At 69.4% G+C, this 17,941-nt stretch carries 16 protein-coding genes and 1 pseudogene; 7 read left to right on the forward strand and 10 right to left on the reverse strand.

Going from position 1 to position 17,941, the window contains the following annotated elements; translation table 11 throughout:
* The first annotated feature begins 30 nt into the window (after positions 1 to 30).
* Positions 31 to 1,029 (forward strand): hypothetical protein, encoded by a 999-nt coding sequence (locus tag ACYVO6_RS35970; RefSeq protein ID WP_461068735.1) that lies wholly within the window; start codon positions 31 to 33, stop codon positions 1,027 to 1,029.
* Positions 965 to 1,312, forward strand: a complete 348-nt coding sequence (locus ACYVO6_RS35975) for a LuxR C-terminal-related transcriptional regulator (protein ID WP_461068737.1) — start codon at positions 965 to 967, stop codon at positions 1,310 to 1,312. The genes ACYVO6_RS35970 and ACYVO6_RS35975 overlap by 65 nt, the downstream gene beginning before the upstream one ends.
* On the opposite strand, the pseudogene ACYVO6_RS35980 reads toward ACYVO6_RS35975, so the two are convergent.
* From ACYVO6_RS35980 to ACYVO6_RS36000, 5 genes and pseudogenes are all read right to left on the reverse strand, one after another.
* A pseudogene (locus ACYVO6_RS35980) lies at positions 1,259 to 1,942 on the reverse strand (MFS transporter); the annotation flags it as partial. The gene ACYVO6_RS35975 and the pseudogene ACYVO6_RS35980 sit on opposite strands and share 54 nt — an antisense overlap.
* A gap of 262 nt (positions 1,943 to 2,204) precedes the next feature.
* Entirely contained in the window at positions 2,205 to 3,089 is an 885-nt protein-coding gene (locus tag ACYVO6_RS35985; protein ID WP_461068739.1) for a hypothetical protein, read from the reverse strand.
* A 427-nt stretch (positions 3,090 to 3,516) separates the two neighbouring features.
* A complete protein-coding gene (locus tag ACYVO6_RS35990) occupies positions 3,517 to 5,151 on the reverse strand; it encodes a phospho-sugar mutase (protein WP_461068741.1) in 1,635 nt (544 codons plus the stop codon).
* 474 nt (positions 5,152 to 5,625) lie between these two features.
* Positions 5,626 to 6,450 carry a purine-nucleoside phosphorylase gene (locus ACYVO6_RS35995; RefSeq protein WP_461068743.1) on the reverse strand — a complete coding sequence of 275 codons (825 nt, stop codon included), beginning with the start codon at positions 6,448 to 6,450 and terminating at the stop codon, positions 5,626 to 5,628.
* Between the two features lie 149 nt (positions 6,451 to 6,599).
* Complete coding sequence (locus tag ACYVO6_RS36000) at positions 6,600 to 7,037, reverse strand: gamma-glutamylcyclotransferase (protein ID WP_033323745.1); 438 nt, start codon at positions 7,035 to 7,037, stop codon at positions 6,600 to 6,602.
* A 97-nt stretch (positions 7,038 to 7,134) separates the two neighbouring features.
* Between ACYVO6_RS36000 and ACYVO6_RS36005 the strand changes: the two genes are divergently transcribed.
* The gene (locus ACYVO6_RS36005) at positions 7,135 to 8,583 is read left to right on the forward strand and encodes an NAD(P)H-quinone dehydrogenase (RefSeq protein WP_461068745.1); all 1,449 of its coding nucleotides are present in this window, start codon (positions 7,135 to 7,137) and stop codon (positions 8,581 to 8,583) included.
* A gap of 167 nt (positions 8,584 to 8,750) precedes the next feature.
* Positions 8,751 to 9,713 carry a DeoR/GlpR family DNA-binding transcription regulator gene (locus ACYVO6_RS36010; protein ID WP_461068747.1) on the forward strand — a complete coding sequence of 321 codons (963 nt, stop codon included), beginning with the start codon at positions 8,751 to 8,753 and terminating at the stop codon, positions 9,711 to 9,713.
* 448 nt (positions 9,714 to 10,161) lie between these two features.
* Here ACYVO6_RS36010 and ACYVO6_RS36015 read toward each other — a convergent pair whose 3' ends face one another.
* On the reverse strand, positions 10,162 to 11,916 hold the full coding sequence (locus ACYVO6_RS36015) for an acetyl/propionyl/methylcrotonyl-CoA carboxylase subunit alpha (protein ID WP_461068749.1): 1,755 nt from the start codon (positions 11,914 to 11,916) through the stop codon (positions 10,162 to 10,164).
* A 373-nt stretch (positions 11,917 to 12,289) separates the two neighbouring features.
* Here ACYVO6_RS36015 and ACYVO6_RS36020 point away from each other — a divergent pair, with 373 nt between their 5' ends.
* Positions 12,290 to 12,766 (forward strand): hypothetical protein, encoded by a 477-nt coding sequence (locus ACYVO6_RS36020; RefSeq protein ID WP_461068751.1) that lies wholly within the window; start codon positions 12,290 to 12,292, stop codon positions 12,764 to 12,766.
* Positions 12,767 to 12,772: 6 nt separating this feature from the next.
* Here the strand turns inward: ACYVO6_RS36020 and ACYVO6_RS36025 are convergent, their stop codons facing one another.
* The 4 genes from ACYVO6_RS36025 to ACYVO6_RS36040 form a co-directional block, all read right to left on the reverse strand.
* Positions 12,773 to 13,393 carry a Maf family protein gene (locus tag ACYVO6_RS36025; protein WP_461068753.1) on the reverse strand — a complete coding sequence of 207 codons (621 nt, stop codon included), beginning with the start codon at positions 13,391 to 13,393 and terminating at the stop codon, positions 12,773 to 12,775.
* Between the two features lie 93 nt (positions 13,394 to 13,486).
* Complete coding sequence (gene mmpB / locus ACYVO6_RS36030; protein WP_344391747.1) at positions 13,487 to 13,615, reverse strand: morphogenic membrane protein MmpB; 129 nt, start codon at positions 13,613 to 13,615, stop codon at positions 13,487 to 13,489.
* A gap of 71 nt (positions 13,616 to 13,686) precedes the next feature.
* Positions 13,687 to 13,893 carry an acyl-CoA carboxylase subunit epsilon gene (locus tag ACYVO6_RS36035; protein WP_461068755.1) on the reverse strand — a complete coding sequence of 69 codons (207 nt, stop codon included), beginning with the start codon at positions 13,891 to 13,893 and terminating at the stop codon, positions 13,687 to 13,689.
* Between the two features lie 20 nt (positions 13,894 to 13,913).
* A complete protein-coding gene (locus tag ACYVO6_RS36040; RefSeq protein WP_461068757.1) occupies positions 13,914 to 15,512 on the reverse strand; it encodes an acyl-CoA carboxylase subunit beta in 1,599 nt (532 codons plus the stop codon).
* Between the two features lie 137 nt (positions 15,513 to 15,649).
* On the opposite strand from ACYVO6_RS36040, the gene ACYVO6_RS36045 reads away from it, so the two are divergent.
* Positions 15,650 to 16,549, forward strand: coding sequence for a biotin--[acetyl-CoA-carboxylase] ligase (locus ACYVO6_RS36045; protein ID WP_461068759.1), 900 nt, complete (start codon positions 15,650 to 15,652; stop codon positions 16,547 to 16,549).
* 180 nt (positions 16,550 to 16,729) lie between these two features.
* A complete protein-coding gene (locus tag ACYVO6_RS36050; RefSeq protein WP_461068761.1) occupies positions 16,730 to 17,941 on the forward strand; it encodes an adenylate/guanylate cyclase domain-containing protein in 1,212 nt (403 codons plus the stop codon).

Here is a 17,941-nt window from a genome sequence, read left to right on the forward strand (position 1 = left end):
GCACGATGCTACTTCGCTGGTCTGCGGGGGATGACGATGTCTTTGATCGCACTGGTCTCAACGCGGGCGTACGCCCCGGTGCTTGCCGCCATCATGGGATGCGCCCTGCTGAGCGGCTGCGCCGGAACGGAAACCGACAAGGGCGACGCCTCCGGCGAGCCCTCCGTCGGAGACATACCCGTCCTGCTGGAAACTGCCGGGCTCGAACTCCCACTGGACACCTATCTCACCACCGCCCGGCAGCGCGCCGTCCTCGACCAGGCCCAGGACGTGCTGACAGAGCGCTGCATGGCCCGGTTCGGTTTCACCTACGCGGCGCCCCGGGCGCCGACGACTTCGGCCTCCGCCTCCTCCTCCTCTTCCGCCGACGGCCAGAACGCCCGGCGGTACGGCCTCACGGACCCGGAGGCCGCATCCCGCAGCGGCTACTTCACGGAGGCGGCCACGGAACCGGCCAAGCCGGGAACCGCCGGTCTGAGCGCCACGGCGGAGCGGGTGCTCTACGGCTCGGACGACGACGAGAAATCACTGCCGGCCAGCCAGGAGGAGGCCGAGGCGGCGACCGCCAAGAATTCGGAGACCGTCGGCGGGCAGAAGGTCCCGGCGGGCGGCTGCCAGCGAGAGGCGTATCTCAAGCTGTACGCGCCGAAAAAGAACGCCGTGGACATCATGTTCACGCAGGGCCTTTCCTTCGAGTCCTCCGAACGCGCCACGCGGGATTCAAGGGTCGAGACCGCCCGCGAACGCTGGTCCACCTGCATGAAGGAGAAGGGGTACGCCACCACCGACCCCCTGAAGGTGCCGTCCCAGCTGGGCCTGACCGAACTGCGTGGCCAGAAGGCCATCGCCGCCGCCGTCCAGGATGTGGCCTGCAAGAAGAAGGTGAACCTCGTCGGCATCTGGTCCACGGTCGAGGCGGCCTATCAGGAGCGCCTGATCGAGAAGAACGCCGAGACTCTGACGCTTGCCAAGGAGCAGCAGGAGGACCGGATCAAATTGGCGAACCAGCTTATGGGTAAGGAAAGATGACGGTATGGACGCGACCGTCATGGTCGAATTCACAGAAGACGAACAGTCTTTTCACAGTCTATTGAAGTCGGGGCTGGAGCAGATAGGCACTCTGACCGCCAGGGAAAGGGACGTGTTACTGCTCATGTACGATGGCGTCACCAATCTTGAGGTGGCGACCGCGCTCAGCATCACCGAGCGGACCGTGCGGTTCCACGTCGACTCGATTCGTAGGAAACTCGGCGGCGTCTCACGGTTTCAGCTGTGCCTGATCTCCTATCTGCACTGTTCCGGGCTGGGCTGATCCCGTCCCCGATCCGCCGGCGGAGGCGGCAACCACCCGCGAGTCCGTTCCTCGCGTGCCCGCCCGGTCCCGCATCCGCAGCGCCACCGCCGTCGCCACCAGCGCCAGCACCATCAGACCCTCCCCGGCCCAGGCCGGGGAGGCATAGCCGAAGCCCGCGTCGATGACGGTTCCGCCGAGCCAGGGGCCGCCCGTGTTGCCGAGGTCGAAGGCGGCGGTGGTGGCGGCGCCCGCGAGGGTCGGGGCGGCACCGGCGACGTTGAACATACGGGCGTTCAGGGCCGGGCCGGTGTAGAAGCAGGAGACGCCGATCAGGAACGACGCGGCGACGGCGGCCACGGGCGAGGACGCGAACAGGGCGAGGGTGATCAGCAGCACCGTGGAGGCGGTGATGCCGGTCAGGAGGACGCCGAAGAGGTGGGCATCGGCGACACGGCCGCCGATCGTCGTACCGATCAGAGCGCCCACGCCGAAGAGGGCCAGGACGGTCGGGACCCAGCTGTCGTCCAGCCCGGCGACCTCGGTGAGGAGGGGCGCCAGGTAGCTGAACGCATAGAAGACACCGCCCGCGGCGAGCGCGACGACCAGGATCTGGAGCAGGACATGGCGGTCACGGAAGATCCGCAGCTCGCGCCCGCCACTCGCAAAGAGTGCTCCGGCCTGCGAGTTGTAGAAGAGCGTCATGCAACGCGCATTACCGCTGGATGTGCACTCGTCGGATACATAGACCGTCGCGGCGGATGCCGGCGGCGCCATCCCCCCGAGAGCCACTCCCGCCATAGCGGCGGAAATCATGCCTGAACGGACATTGCGACGCACGGAATTAATCCCCCTGGAAAGAGATTAGAAAGAGAAAGGAAGCAGGCGCAGCTGGGCACAGTGAGCTGTGTGGCTAGCGATGAGTGGCGGCCTTCTTCGCAACCGCCTCGTTCTTCTTCTTCAGCTCATTCAGTACGAGCTGATGCTCCTCCGTGGATGCCTTCTGAATCCGGCTCTCCATCGAGAAGTACACCTTGACGAGGTCCGTCGACTTCTTACACTCGACATCGGCGACGGCCATCGATTCGCTCTGTGACGACGAGTCGCCGTTGGGCGCGTACGCTTTCTCGAGCGATTCGAGAGGCGTGGCCGCGTCATATCCCTTGGCCTTCATGCACGACGACCACTGCTGGTTGACGGCGAGCACCTGGGGATCCTGTTTGGCCTTCTCCCAGCTCTGCGTGTTCAGCTTGCTGGGGAGCTCTTCGTTGAAGCTTCCGATGGCCCGGTCCGATTCACCTCGGCAGCCACCCTTCGGGATCTTGCGGCCCTCATAAGTCTTCGGCGGCGTCTTGCCCTGCGGGACCGTGAGGTCGAAGACCAGGTTCGCGGCTTCACTGTCCGGCTCGTGCGGCACGACCTCGCCGTTCTTGTCGGGCATGCCGTACCCGTACTCCTTCGCTGCCTCCAGGTCGGTGACCCCATAACGGCGTTCCATGTTGGCGCCGTTGTAGGAGGCGGGCGCATGCAGGCCCGGCGCTGGCGGATTGAAGTCAAAACCGAACCGCGCCATGCATTCGCGCTGAACCGCGTTCTTCGCCCGCTGGAGCGCCACCACTTCCGGATACGTCTCCAGGTAGGGCTCAATGGGAAGCGTCAGCCCCTTGGCGAGCCCTTTTTGAACCCCGGGCTTCGACCAGCTTTCTTCGTTCACCGCGGCGTTGTCACCGACGGCACCCGCTTCGGCCGATGTGTCCGCATCGCCACCCATGGAGCAACCGGTCAGGAGAACCGCCATGCAGACCAACGACGCCATCCCTGCCGCGGCCGCGAAACGGGAACTGCCCCGTCTGTCCCACCCTTGTCGCCCCACGGCCAAACCCCTCATATGCAGCATTACGCTGCGCCCTCTCCAGGCCGACACCCATCGGCTCGCCGACTCCATTCGGTAACTCGGGCCCCGCTGCCCGGTTGCCGAAATAATCCCCAATCCCCACACGGGCGACACGGTCGTCACAAGACCTTTTCATTGCCCGAGCGATAAAAATATCCCTGACGCCCAGTCAAGGACACCCTGTTTTGATAAAGATCAAGTGACGCTGAGTGGATGTGGTGCTGAAATGTTCCATTCGCGCTAAAGCTGTGCCGTTGACCTCGGAACCCCAACTGTGAAATCCCGTCAGGTCTGGTCAAACAGGACCTTGTTCAGTAAATACCTGCCTGCGTCAGATGCCCGCTGCCGCCGACAGGTCCCGCTTGATGGCCGTCAGGAGGGCCGTCGCCTTGTTGCACGCTGTGGGCAGGTCGGTGTGCGAGGCGACCGGGATCATGACCTCCAGGTAGCACTTCAGTTTCGGCTCCGTGCCGCTGGGGCGGACGATGACGCGGGCGCCGTCGAGCGTGTAGCGCAGGCCGTCCGTGGGCGGGAGCTTGTCCGTGCCCTTCGTCAGGTCCTCGGACTTGGTGATCGCCAGGCCGGCCAGGTGGGTGGGCGGCTGTTCGCGGAGGCGGCGCATGGCGTTCGCGATCAGGGAGAGGTCGTCCACGCGGACGGAGAGCTGGTCGGTGGCGTGCAGTCCGTGTTCGACGGCGAGGTCGTCGAGCAGGTCGAGGAGCGTTCGGTTGTCTTCTTTCAACTCCGAGGCGAGCTCCGTGATCAGCAATGCCGCCGTGATGCCGTCCTTGTCCCGTACGCCTTCGGGGTCCACGCAGTAGCCAAGGGCCTCCTCGTACCCGTAACGCAGGCCGTCCACCCGGGCGATCCACTTGAAGCCCGTCAGGGTCTCCTCGTACGGGAGCTGCGCCTTCTCCGCGATACGGCCGAGGAGGGAGGACGAGACGATCGACTCCGCGAACGTGCCGCGGACGCCGCGCTTCACGAGGTGGGCGGCGAGAAGGGCGCCGACCTCGTCGCCGCGCAGCATGCGCCAGTCGCCGCCGTCCTTGACGGCCGCGGCGCAGCGGTCGGCGTCCGGGTCGTTCGCGATGATCAGATCCGGGTCCGTCTCGCGGGCCTTCGCGAAGGCCAGGTCCATCGCGCCCGGTTCCTCCGGGTTCGGGAAGGCGACGGTCGGGAAGTCCGGGTCCGGGTCCGCCTGTTCGGCGACGAGGACAGGTTCCGGGAAGCCCGCGCGGGCGAAGGCGGCGAGGAGGGTGTCCTTGCCGACGCCGTGCATCGCCGTGTAGACGGTGCGGGCGGTGCGGGGGGAGTCCGCGGCGAGTACGGCGTCCGTACGGGCGAGATAGGCGCTCAGGACGCTGTCGTCGGCGAGGGTCTCCCACCCCCCGGCCGGACGCGGCACGTCGTTCAGGCCCGAGATCGCCTCGATCTCCGCGGCGATCTCGGCGTCCGCCGGAGGCACGATCTGGGAGCCCTCGCCGAGGTAGACCTTGTAGCCGTTGTCGCGGGGCGGGTTGTGGCTGGCGGTCACCTCCACGCCCGCGACCGCGCCGAGGTGCCTTATGGCGAAGGCGAGGACGGGGGTGGGGAGGGGACGGGGGAGTACGGCTGCCCTCAGGCCCGCGCCCGTCATCACCGCGGCGGTGTCGCGGGCGAAGTCTTCGGACTTGTGGCGGGCGTCGTAGCCGATGACGACCAGGCCGTTTTCCTGGCCCTTGCCCTTGAGGTACGCGGCGAGGCCCGCGGCGGCGCGGATGACCACCGCCCGGTTCATACGCATGGGACCGGCGCCGAGTTCGCCTCTCAGTCCCGCGGTGCCGAACTGGAGGGTGCCGCTGAAACGCGCGGCGAGCTCCGCGGTGTCCTCGGCGTCGATGAGCTTGGCGAGTTCCTCACGGGTCTCCGCGTCGGGGTCCTCGGCCAGCCACGCCTTGGCCCGTGCGATGAGTTCGTCCTGCACGCGGGGTCAACCTCTCTCTTTGGCCCACACCTTGGCGGGCCTGGTACCGATGGGTGGGGGAGGGTTTCTTTTCCCAAACCCACCCCTTCCCGAAACGGGGGGCTGCGCCCCCAGGCACCCAAGGGGGTGGGGTGGCAGGTCGTGTCTCGACTGCGGGTGCGTCGTGGCTGGTCGCGCAGTTCCCCGCGCCCCTAAAAGCAAAAAGCCTGCGCCTTCCCGCACCCCGACGAACCCCGCGCCCTCCCACCGGCGGGAGGGGCCGTGGGCCGGTGCGTCGTATGCCCGTCGCTTAGGTTCTGTCTCAGGAAACCCGCACCCTGTACCAGCAAAGGGCCGTATGCCCGGCCTGCGACGGGCTGACGCACCGGCCCACGGCCCCGACCCACCACGCACCTAAGGGGCGCGGGGAACGGCGCGACCAGCCACAACGAACCCGCACCCATACAACGAACCCAACCGCCCAACCGCCGGAGGCTAAACGCGGGCCAGCACCCGCGTCAGCAGCGCCCCCATATGCGTCGCCGAGTCACGGCCCGCCTGCAGGACCTCCTCGTGATTGAGGGGCTCGCCCGTCATACCGGCGGCGAGGTTCGTCACGAGGGAGATGCCCAGAACCTCGGCGCCCGCCTCCCGCGCGGCGATGGCCTCCAGGACCGTCGACATCCCCACCAGGTCCGCCCCGATGACACGGGCCATGCGGATCTCGGCCGGAGTCTCGTAGTGCGGCCCGGTGAACTGGGCGTAGACGCCCTCCTGGAGGGTGGGGTCGATCTCCTTGCAGAGGGCCCGGAGGCGGGGGGAGTAGAGGTCGGTGAGGTCGACGAAGTTGGCGCCGATGATCGGGGACGTCGCCGTGAGGTTGATGTGGTCGCTGATCAGGACCGGCTGGCCGGGGCGCATGTCGGCGCGCAGGCCGCCGCAGCCGTTGGTCAGGACGACGGTCTTGCTGCCCGCGGCCACGGCGGTGCGGACGCCGTGCACGACGGCGGCGACGCCATGGCCCTCGTAGTAGTGGGTGCGGCCCAGGAAGACGAGTACGCGCTTGTCGCCGATGCGGTACGAGCGGACTCTGCCGCCATGGCCCTTGACCGCAGGGGGCGGAAAGCTGGGCAGGTCGGTGACCTCGAACTCGGTCTCGGGGGCGCCGAGCGCCTCCACGGCCGGGGCCCAGCCGGAGCCCATCACGAGGGCGACGTCGTGGGTCTCGGCACCCGTGAGCTCGCGCAGGCGCGCGGCGGCGGCGTCGGCGGCGGCGTAGGGGTCACCCGGGAGGTCGTCCGGAAGGAGAGATGCGTTCACGCGATGAGGGTAGCTGGTCTTTGCCTACGCGCGTAGATGGCTCAGGCCACTGGTTGACGATCGTTGCCTTGTCGTTTCCGATGAAGGCTCCGCCGAGACCGCACGGCAACGCTCCGCCGAAGCCGTATGCTCGCGGCGGCCGTGAAGGGTCAACAGGGCCGCTTCCGCAGCTCCATCACATAGTCGTGCGGCGCCCCCGCCGACTCCGCCGCGTCCGCGATCTCCCCCAGGTAGCGCGCCGAAGGCAGTCCGCCCTCGTAGCCGTTCAGTACGTACACCCACGCCGGCTCCTCGCCCTCCAGCGTGTGCACACGGACCCGCATCCGCCGGTATATGTCGAGGCCGACGCCCTCCCAGCGGTCCAGGGAGTCCTCGTCGAGCGGAGCGACTTCGTACAGCGCGACGAACACCTGCGAGCGCGGTGCCTCGACGATGGTCGCGAGCGCGCCCTCCCAGCCCATGTGCTCGCCGCCGAAGGTCAGCCGCCAGCCGTTGAGCCACCCCGTGGCACGCAGCGGCGAATGCGGGGCGCGGCGCGTCATGAGCCGCGGGTCGAGATTGCCGGCGTATGCGGCGTAGAGCGACATGGGGTTGAGAGTACGGCAGCAATGCCTGCGCCTCTCCTGCAACAGAGGCACCCGGAGGACGCCCCCGGGCGCGAAGCACCGTGGGGCGTGCGGGACAATGGAGTACGTGACTCGGATCGTGATCATCGGTGGCGGACCCGGCGGATACGAGGCGGCCCTGGTGGCCGCCCAACTCGGCGCGGAGGTAACTGTCGTCGACTGCGACGGCCTGGGCGGTGCGTCGGTGCTCACCGACTGCGTGCCGTCCAAGACCCTGATCGCGACCGCCGAGGTGATGACCACCTTCGACTCGTCGTACGAGGAACTCGGCATCATCGTCGCCGATGACACTCCTCACATCGATACGCCCGCCCGGGTGGTCGGAGTCGATCTCGGCAAGGTCAACCGACGGGTGAAGCGGCTCGCGCTCGCCCAGTCGCACGACATCACCGCATCCGTGACGCGCGCCGGTGCGCGAGTCATGCGCGGACGCGGGCGGCTCGACGGGCAGCAGGCCCTCGACGGATCCCGGAAGGTCGTCGTGCGGGCCGCGGACGGCAGCGAGGAGACGCTCGTCGCCGATGCCGTGCTCATCGCCACCGGCGGGCACCCCCGTGAGCTGCCCGACGCGCAGCCGGACGGGGAGCGGATCCTGAACTGGACCCAGGTGTACGACCTCGACGAGCTGCCCGAGGAGCTCATCGTGGTCGGGTCCGGTGTCACCGGCGCCGAGTTCGCCGGTGCCTACCAGGCGCTCGGCTCCCGCGTCACCCTCGTGTCCAGTCGTGACCGCGTGCTGCCGGGCGAGGACCCGGATGCCGCGGGCGTCCTGGAGGACGTGTTCCGGCGGCGTGGCATGAACGTCCTGGCGCGCTCCCGTGCCCAGTCCGCCAAGCGCGCCGGCGACCGGGTCGAGGTGACGCTGTCCGATGGACGTGTCATCACCGGCTCGCACTGTCTGATGGCCGTCGGCGCCATCCCCAACAGCCACGGCATGGGCCTCGAAGGGGCCGGCGTCAAGGTGAAGGACTCCGGGCACATCTGGACGGACAAGGTGTCCCGGACGACAGCTCCGGGGGTGTACGCGGCCGGTGACGTCACCGGAGTCTTCGCGCTCGCCTCCGTGGCGGCGATGCAGGGCCGTATCGCCATGTACCACTTCCTCGGCGACGCGGTCGCCCCGCTCAACCTGAAGACCGTGTCCTCGAACGTCTTCACCGACCCCGAGATCGCGACCGTCGGCTACTCGCAGGCGGACGTCGACGGAGGCGTCATCGACGCCCGGGTCGTGAAGCTGCCGCTGCTGCGCAACCCGCGCGCCAAGATGCAGGGCATCCGGGACGGCTTCGTGAAGATCTTCTGCCGGCCGGGCACCGGGATCGTCGTCGGCGGTGTCGTCGTCTCGCCGCGCGCCTCGGAACTGATCCATCCGATCTCGATCGCGGTCGACAACAACCTGACCGTCGAACAGATCGCGAACGCGTTCACCGTGTACCCGTCCCTGTCGGGCTCGATCGCCGAGGTGGCCCGGCAGCTCCACACCCGGAAGACCGAGCTCGACGCCTGACGGCCGGAAGTAACTCCTCGCTGGTCACGGGGAGTTGTCGCTCGTCCGTACGGCGTGGACAGCGGGAGTGGGCACGTATACCACTTTCCGTGCTGCCGTGCGAACAACTTCTGTTATTCGGCGCAAACTGCTGAAAGCAGACGGTCGTTGGGGTTACTGTCAGTTTCGTGTTCGCTGCAGAACGTCGCCAATTGATCCTCGAAATGGTGCGAGCGAACGGAGCCGTGTCGCTCCGTGAGCTCGCCCGCGTCGTCCAGACCTCTGAAGTGACCGTACGGCGGGACGTGCGCGCACTGGAGGCAGAAGGACTCCTCGACCGCCGGCACGGCGGTGCGGTATTGCCGGGCGGGTTCACGCGGGAGTCCGGCTTTCCGCAGAAATCACATCTCGCGACCGCCGAGAAGACGGCCATCGCCGATCTCGCCGCGAGTCTCGTCGAAGAAGGCGAGGCCATCGTGGTCGGGGCGGGCACCACCACGCAGGAGCTGGCCCGCCGGCTCGCGCGGGTGCCCGGGCTGACCGTCGTCACCAACTCCCTTCTGGTGGCTCAGGCGTTGGCCCATGCCAACCGTGTCGAGGTCGTGATGACCGGCGGCACCCTGCGCGGTTCCAACTACGCCCTCGTCGGCAGCGGAGCCGAGCAGTCCCTCCAGGGGCTGCGGGTCTCCCGGGCCTTCCTGTCCGGGAGCGGGCTGACCGCCGAGCGCGGCCTGTCCACCTCCAACATGCTGTCGGCCAGCGTGGACAGAGCCCTGGTGCAGGCCGCCGCGGAGGTTGTCGTCCTCGCCGATCACACCAAGCTCGGTACGGACACGATGTTCCAGACGGTGCCGACGGATGTGATCACGCGCCTGGTCACGGACGAGCCGCCCGCCCATGACGACCGCGCGGCCACCGAGTTGCAGGCCCTGGCCGACCAGGGGGTGCAGATCGCTGTTGCCGGCTCGGGCGGTGCGGGAGGCGACGCGAGCCCGGCGGGGCGGCAGTCGCCCCGCCGGGACGTGCCGCTTCCCAGTCCGCGGCGGGGCCAAGTCCCCGGTGGGGGGCCGCAGTTGCGGAGCACCGCCGGGGTTCTGGGGGAACAGCCCCAGAGTGAGCGGGCGCGGGTTGCGGATATGCGTCGGCGCTGAGCGCTGGGCTTGAACGGTTTCGGCTGCGGCGCCGTTGTGGCTGGTCGCGCCGTTCCCCGCGGGGTGCCTCCGGCGGTTGGGCGGCTGCGGGTGCATTGTGGCTGGTCGCGCCGTTCCCCGCGCCCCTTAGGTGGGTGGTGGGTCGGGGCCGTGGGCCGGTGCGTCAGCCCGTCGCAGGCCGGGCGTACGGCCCTTTGCTGGTACAGGGTGCGGGTGGCCTGAGACCGAACCTAAGCGACGGGCATACGACGCACCGGCCCACGGCCCCTCCCGCCGGTGGGAGGGTGCGGGCACGTGGGGGTGCGGGCTTATTCCGGGGCACCTGGGTAGGCGCAGGTTTTTAGGGGCGCGGGGAACTGCGCGACAAGCCACAACGAACCGGCAGTCGCCAACAAACCGAACCCACCCGCCCGGTAGGCGCCCCGCCCAACCGCCGGAGGCGTACGCCTCAGTCCTTGATCTCGCAGATCACCGCGCCGGACGTGACCGACGCGCCGACCTCCGCGTTCAGGCCCTTGATGGTGCCGGAGCGGTGGGCGTTCAGGGGCTGTTCCATCTTCATGGCCTCCAGGACGACGACCAGGTCGCCCTCCTGGACCTCCTGGCCCTCCTCGACGGCGACCTTGACGATGGTGCCCTGCATGGGGGAGGCGAGGGTGTCGCCGGAGGCGACCGGGCCGGACTTCTTCGCCGCGCGGCGCTTGGGCTTGGCGCCCGCCGCAAGGCCCGTACGGGCCAGGGACATGCCCAGCGAGGACGGCAGGGAGACCTCCAGGCGCTTGCCGCCGACCTCGACGACGACCGTCTCGCGGCCCAGCTCCTCGTCCGCCTCCGGGGCCACCGGAGCGGCGAAGGGCTTGATCTCGTTGACGAACTCGGTCTCGATCCAGCGGGTGTGCACCCGGAAGGGGTTGCTGGTGAACGCCGGGTCCGCGACGACCGCGCGGTGGAACGGGATGGCCGTGGCCATGCCCTCGACCTGGAACTCGGCCAGCGCGCGGGCGGCCCGCTGCAGGGCCTGCTCACGGCTCGCGCCGGTGACGATCAGCTTGGCGAGCAGCGAGTCCCAGGCCGGGCCGATCACCGCGCCGGACTCCACGCCCGCGTCCAGGCGTACGCCCGGACCGGACGGCGGCGCGAAGGTCGTGACGGTGCCGGGCGCGGGCAGGAAGTTGCGGCCCGGGTCCTCGCCGTTGATGCGGAACTCGAAGGAATGGCCGCGGATCGCCGGGTCGTCGTAGCCCAGTTCCTCGCCGTCGGCGATGCGGAACATCTCGCGGACCAGGTCGATGCCGGTGACCTCCTCGGTGACCGGGTGCTCCACCTGCAGGCGGGTGTTGACCTCCAGGAAGGAGATCGTGCCGTCCACGCCCACCAGGAACTCCACGGTGCCCGCGCCGACGTACCCGGCCTCCTTGAGGATCGCCTTCGAGGCCGCGTACAGCTGCTTGTTCTGCTCCTCCGTGAGGAACGGCGCCGGGGCCTCCTCGACCAGCTTCTGGTGGCGGCGCTGGAGGGAGCAGTCACGGGTCGAGACGACCACGACATTGCCGTGCTGGTCGGCCAGGCACTGGGTCTCCACATGCCGCGGCTTGTCCAGGTAGCGCTCCACGAAGCACTCGCCGCGGCCGAACGCGGCCACCGCCTCGCGCACCGCGGAGTCGTACAGCTCGGGGACCTCTTCAAGGGTGCGGGCCACCTTCAGACCGCGACCGCCGCCGCCGAAGGCCGCCTTGATGGCGATCGGCAGGCCGTGCTCCTCGGCGAAGGCCACGACCTCCTCGGCACCGGAGACCGGATCCGGGGTGCCCGCGACCAGCGGGGCGCCCGCACGCTGCGCGATGTGCCGGGCGGCGACCTTGTCGCCCAGGTCGCGGATCGCCTGTGGGGGCGGGCCGATCCAGATCAGGTCCGCGTCCAGCACCGCCTGCGCGAAGTCCGCGTTCTCCGAGAGAAAGCCGTAGCCGGGGTGGATCGCGTCCGCCCCCGAGTCCTTGGCGGCCTGGAGCACCTTGGCGATGTCCAGGTAGCTGGTGGCCGGGGTGTCACCGCCCAGGGCGAACGCCTCGTCCGCGGCCCGCACATGCAGTGCGTCCCGGTCCGGCTCGGCGTACACCGCCACGCTCGCGATACCGGCGTCTCGGCACGCCCGGGCGACACGGACAGCGATTTCGCCACGATTGGCGATCAACACCTTGCGCACGTTGGCTCCCTCTCCTTGAAACAAGCCGAGTTTAGGGACTGCCGACACGTCGTTTCGACCCGTCCCCGATGGTGAGCTTGCCCACACGGAGCGTGATCCGAGGCCCGCTCGCCCGCGAAATCCCTTGTCGCACCGCGGTACGCAGGGGACTTCCCAAGAACCCTAGCCCCCTGATGTGGCCAAGGTCTCTGTGAGAGCGTGCTGCGGCCCACTCCGTTTCTTTGTGGAGTTCCTACGAATGGACCAATGAATCTTTGCCTTCGCTGGATCCCTTGTCCCGACGTTTACCCGTTAGTAGCGTTCGCGATGTCTCGAACGTACTTGGGGTAACGCAAGCCCCGGTCGAACGGCAGTCGAAAGTGGGTGGGGGCCGGTGGTACGCAGGCCGGTGGCGTGGGTGGCCGCGATCGTGCTCTTCGCGGAGGCGGTGGGCATCGCACTTGTCAACTGGTTCATGGGAGTCGTCGTCGACCGGCAGGAGATGTCCCTCGCGGGGCTCGACGCGGGCATGATGTCCGTCTCGTCGAAGGTCGCGGGCCTGGTCTTCGGCCTCTACTTCGCCTTCTGCGGCTTCGTCGCGCTGCGTGTCGCCCTGCGCGACCGCGCCCCCGCCGGCCTCGGCCGCATCGTGCTCATCAGCGCGGCGGTGGTGCACGGCCTGCTCGGCGCGTTCACGGTCGGCCTGGTGGGCTGGGGCGCGTTCGCCTTCATGATGGTGGTGTTCGGGCTGATCGTCCTCATCTTCATGGCGTACGACCGTGAGGGCGGGACCGACGTCTCCGATGCCGTGCCCGGCGAGGGCGACGGGCCGGGCTCCACGGTCACGCCCGCGGCACCCACGGTCTCCTGATCAGCATCAGCTCTCCCGGGGCGTCCACAACTCCGTGATCCCGACGCCCAGTTGGGCCAGCAGGCGGCGCAGCATCGGCAGTGAGATCCCGATGACGTTGCCGTGGTCCCCGTCGATGCCCTCGATGAACGGGGCCGAACGGCCGTCCAGCGTGAACGCCCCGGCCACGTAGAGGGGTTCGCCCGAAGCGACGTACACGGCGATCTCGGCGTCCGTCGGCTCGCCGAAGCGGACCACGGTGGAGGCGGTCGCCGAGGCGTACCGCCCCGTCACCGTGTCGTACACGCAGTGCCCCGTCTGCAGCGTGCCCGCACGCCCCCGCATCGACTTCCAGCGCGCGGTGGCCTCCTCGGCGTCCGCGGGCTTGCCGAGCGCCTCGCCGTCCAGGTCGAGCACCGAGTCGCAGCCGATCACCAGGGCGCCCTTCACCTCGGGCTTCGCCGCCACCACCGAGGCCTTCGCCTCGGCGAGCGCGCGTGCCAGCTCGGCGGGGGTGGGGGCGGTCACGGCCTCCTCGTCGACCCCGCTGACGATGACCTCGGGGTCGAAGCCGGTCTGCCTCAGCAGTGCGAGCCGGGCGGGGGACTGGGAGGCGAGGACGAGTCGACGGCGCGGCTGATCAGTCATGCGGCCAGGGTAGCGACGCGGCGGGAGGGGGCGTCGAGGAAGGGGCGTCCGGGCGGTCACCCCCGGGTCACAGGCCCGGTGACCGGCGGCGGATCACATGACACCGAGCACGATCATCGCGAGCACCATCGCCAAGGCCATGAGAATCCCCAGCCGCCGCAACATGTCCTGCATGTCGCGCAGTTCTTTGGGCGGCTCGTTCTCGGGGTCGGACCACAGCATTCCACGATCGTGACTCCGCGCCGGGCCCGGCCGCCTGAGTACGCGTACTCATCTTGCGTAGGACGGCCGCCCTAACCGGGCCAGTACGTACGCCCCCACGCCTTCGGACCGGGCGCCGGCAGTCGGCTCATCGCCACCCGCGCCGGGTCCGCCCAGGCGTCCGGCTCGCGGGGCGCGCCGGACGGGGCGGCGGCCACCGCCGCGGCGCGCGCCTGGACCACCGCCAGTGCGGCGGCCAGCTCCTCCGGGGTCGGATTGCCCCGTACGACCTTGATCATGACCGCTCCCAACTGGGGTCCTACAGGGGGATGTTGCCGTGCTTCTTCGGAGGCAGGGATTCCCGCTTCGTACGCAGCTGTCGCAGGCCCCGTACGACATGGGAGCGGGTCTCGGACGGCATGATCACGCCGTCGATGTAGCCGCGCTCGGCCGCCGCGTAGGGGTTGAGGAGCCGGTCCTCGTACTCCTGGATCAGTCGCGCCCGCACCTCCTCGCGCTCCTCCTCGGAGGCGGCGGCGATGGTGCGGCGGTGCAGGATGTTGACCGCGCCCTGCGCGCCCATCACGGCGATCTGAGCCGTCGGCCAGGCGAGATTGAGGTCGGCGCCCAGGTGCTTGGAGCCCATGACGTCGTACGCGCCGCCGAACGCCTTGCGGGTGATGACCGTGATCAGCGGGACGGTCGCCTCGGCGTACGCGTAGATCAGCTTGGCGCCGCGGCGGATGATGCCGTCGTGCTCCTGGTCCACGCCCGGCAGGAAGCCCGGTACGTCGACGAAGGTGAGCACAGGGACGTTGAAGGCGTCGCAGGTGCGGACGAAGCGTGCCGCCTTCTCGCTCGCCTTGATGTCCAGGCAGCCCGCGAACTGCATCGGCTGGTTGGCCACGATGCCCACCGGGTGGCCCTCGACGCGGCCGAAGCCGGTGAGGATGTTCGGCGCGTACAGCGGCTGCGTCTCGAAGAACTCGGCGTCGTCCAGGACGTGTTCGATCACCGTGTGCATGTCGTACGGCTGGTTCGCGCTGTCCGGGACGAGCGTGTCCAGCTCGCGGTCCTCGTCCGTGAGCGCCAGGTCCGCCTCCTCGGGGAAGGTGGGCGGCTCGCTGAGGTTGTTCGAGGGGAGGTACGACAGCAGCGACTTGACGTACTCGATCGCGTCCTTCTCGTCGCCCGCCATGTGGTGGGCCACGCCGGAGGTGGCGTTGTGGGTGCGGGCGCCGCCCAGCTCCTCGAAGCCGACGTCCTCCCCGGTGACGGTCTTGATGACGTCGGGCCCGGTGATGAACATGTGCGAGGTCTGGTCGACCATCACCGTGAAGTCGGTGATCGCGGGGGAGTAGACCGCGCCGCCCGCGCACGGGCCGACGACCAGGCTGATCTGCGGGATCACCCCGGACGCATGGGTGTTGCGGCGGAAGATCTCGCCGTACATGCCGAGCGCCGAGACGCCCTCCTGGATACGGGCGCCGCCGGAGTCGTTGATGCCGATGACCGGGCAGCCCGTCTTCAGCGCGAAGTCCATCACCTTCATGATCTTCTGCCCGAAGACCTCGCCCAGGGCGCCGCCGAACACCGTGAAGTCCTGCGAGAACACGGCGATCGGGCGGCCGTCCACCATGCCGTACCCGGTGACCACACCGTCGCCGTACGGGCGGTTCTTCTCCAGGCCGAAGTCGGTCGAGCGGTGCTGCGCGAACTCGTCGAACTCGACGAAGGAGCCCTCGTCCATCAGCAGCTCGATCCGCTCACGGGCCGTCAACTTGCCCTTGGCGTGCTGCTTTTCGACGGCACGAGCCGAGCCGGCGTGCGTCGCCTCCTCGATGCGGCGCCGCAGATCCGCGAGCTTGCCCGCGGTGGTGTGGATGTCGATCTCATGCAGCTGTTCCGGCTCGGACATCGGGATGGGGCTCCCTGCCTGCTCAGTGGGGACGTGGCGAGTGAGGTGCTCAGAAGGGGGGCTGGCTACTCATCCGTAGCGTAGTGCGGTGCCTACCGTTCGGCAGTGCGGCGTTTACCACACCTAGTGTGGGTTGCATGACGCCGCGAGATGACTCAGCTCCGAACGATGGTCGCAACGGCAGAGGGGACGACGGCCGCTGGTCCGACCTGGACCGTCCGCCGCTCAACGCCACCGCGCTGCGCCGCGCGCTGGTACGGGACGGGGGGTTCTGGACCGACGTCGAGTTGGTGTCCCGTACCGGGTCCACCAACACCGACCTCGTCGCCCTCGCCGCCGACGGCAAGGCCGAGGAGGGCGCCGTGCTCGTGGCCGAGGAGCAGGACACCGGGCGCGGGCGCCTGGAGCGCCAGTGGATGGCCCCGGCGCGCTCGGGCCTCTTCTTCTCCGTCCTGCTCAAGCCCGCCGAGGTCCCCGTCGAGCGCTGGGGCTGGCTGCCGCTGCTCGCCGGGGTCGCCACGGCCACCGCGCTGTCCCGCACGGCCGGCGTGGACACGGCTCTGAAGTGGCCGAACGACCTGCTGCTCACCGTGGGCGGCGAGGAGCGCAAGGTCGGCGGCATCCTCGCCGAGCGCGCCGGAAACGACGGCGTCGTGGTCGGCATCGGCCTCAACGTCACGCTCCGCGAGGACGAACTGCCCGTCCCCACGGCGACGTCACTCGCGCTCGCCGGCTCTCCGGTCACCGACCGTGACCCGCTGCTGCGGGCCGTGCTGCGCTCGCTGGAGCGCTGGTACGTCGACTGGCGCACCGCCGGCGGCGACCCCGCCGCCTCCCGGCTCCAGGAGACGTACGCCGCGGGGTGCGCGACGCTCGGGCGGACGGTACGGGCGGAGCTGCCCGGGGATCGCTCGCTGGTGGGGGAGGCGGTCGCGGTGGATGGAGACGGACGGCTGGTGCTGGCCACGGAGGACGGGGTGCAGCAGCCGATCGGTGCGGGGGACATCGTGCATCTGCGGGCGGCGGGGGAGGAGTGAGCGGCGCTACTGGTGGGGTACCCGAGCCCGTTGGTGAGACGGGGGCCCGACCGTGTCGTACGACTCTGAAGGGGGCCAAGGCACACTGGGGCTTGCCCGCACAGGAGTGAGCCACAGCACACCTGCCGTAGAGTTGAGGCCGGTCGAAAGTGACCGTGGCAGATCGGAAGGGCAGCAGGCGTGACCGTCGACGACACGGGCTCCGGCACGGGTGCACACCCCGCCTCCGACGGTGAGCCGGGGCGCAGCGCCGGTTCCGTCGCCGACGCGTCGGCTGCGCGGGTCGGCCGGGCCGAGGCCCACGCCCGGCTGGACACGCACGTGGACGACTCCGGCGACGACCACGACCCCCTCGCTCTGCGCCTGGAGCAGCTCATCCTCGGCGCCGAGCGGCGCTACACCCCGTTCCAGGCGGCCCGCAGCGCGGGTGTCTCCATGGATCTGGCGTCTCGTTTCTGGCGGGCCATGGGCTTCGCCGACATCGGCCAGGCCAGGGCGCTCACAGAGGCGGACGTACTGGCGCTGCGGCGGCTGGCCGGTCTGGTGGAGGCGGGGCTGCTCAGCGAGGCCATGGCGATCCAGGTCGCGCGCTCGACCGGCCAGACCACCGCCCGCCTGGCCGAGTGGCAGATCGACTCCTTCCTGGAAGGCCTGACCGAGCCGCCCGAGCCGGGCATGACGCGCACGGAAGTGACGTACCCCCTGGTCGAGTTGCTGCTGCCCGAGCTGGAGGAGTTTCTCGTCTACGTCTGGCGGCGCCAGCTCGCCGCCGCGACCGGCCGGGTCGTCCAGGCCGCGGACGACGAGGAGATGGTCGACCGCCGCCTCGCCGTCGCCTTCGCGGACCTCGTCGGCTTTACGCGCCTGACGCGCCGCATGGAGGAGGAGGAACTCGGCGAACTCGTCGAGGCCTTCGAGACCACGTGCGCGGACCTGGTGGCCGCGCACGGAGGACGTCTGATCAAGACGCTGGGCGACGAGGTGCTGTACGCCGCGGACGACCCGGGCATCGCCGCCGAGATCGCCCTGCGCCTCATCGAGACCATGGCCAACGACGAGACGATGCCCGAACTGCGCGTCGGCATAGCCTTCGGCACGGTGACGACGCGTATGGGTGACGTCTTCGGCGCGACCGTGAACCTGGCCTCGAGGCTCACCTCGATAGCCCCCCGTGACGCCGTCCTGGTGGACAGCGCGCTCGCCGAGGAGCTGACACGCACCGGTGACGCGCCCGCCTCCGAGGCAGAGGCCGCGGAAGCGGCTGCCGCGGCGGAGAAGGAGGGCGAGGAGCCCCCGACGTACCGCTTCGCGCTCCAGCCGATGTGGCAGCGACCGGTGCGAGGGCTCGGCGTGGTCGAGCCTTGGCTGCTGAACCGTAGGGGCGGCGGCTGA

The sequence above is a fragment of the Streptomyces pseudoechinosporeus genome, assembly GCF_054783935.1.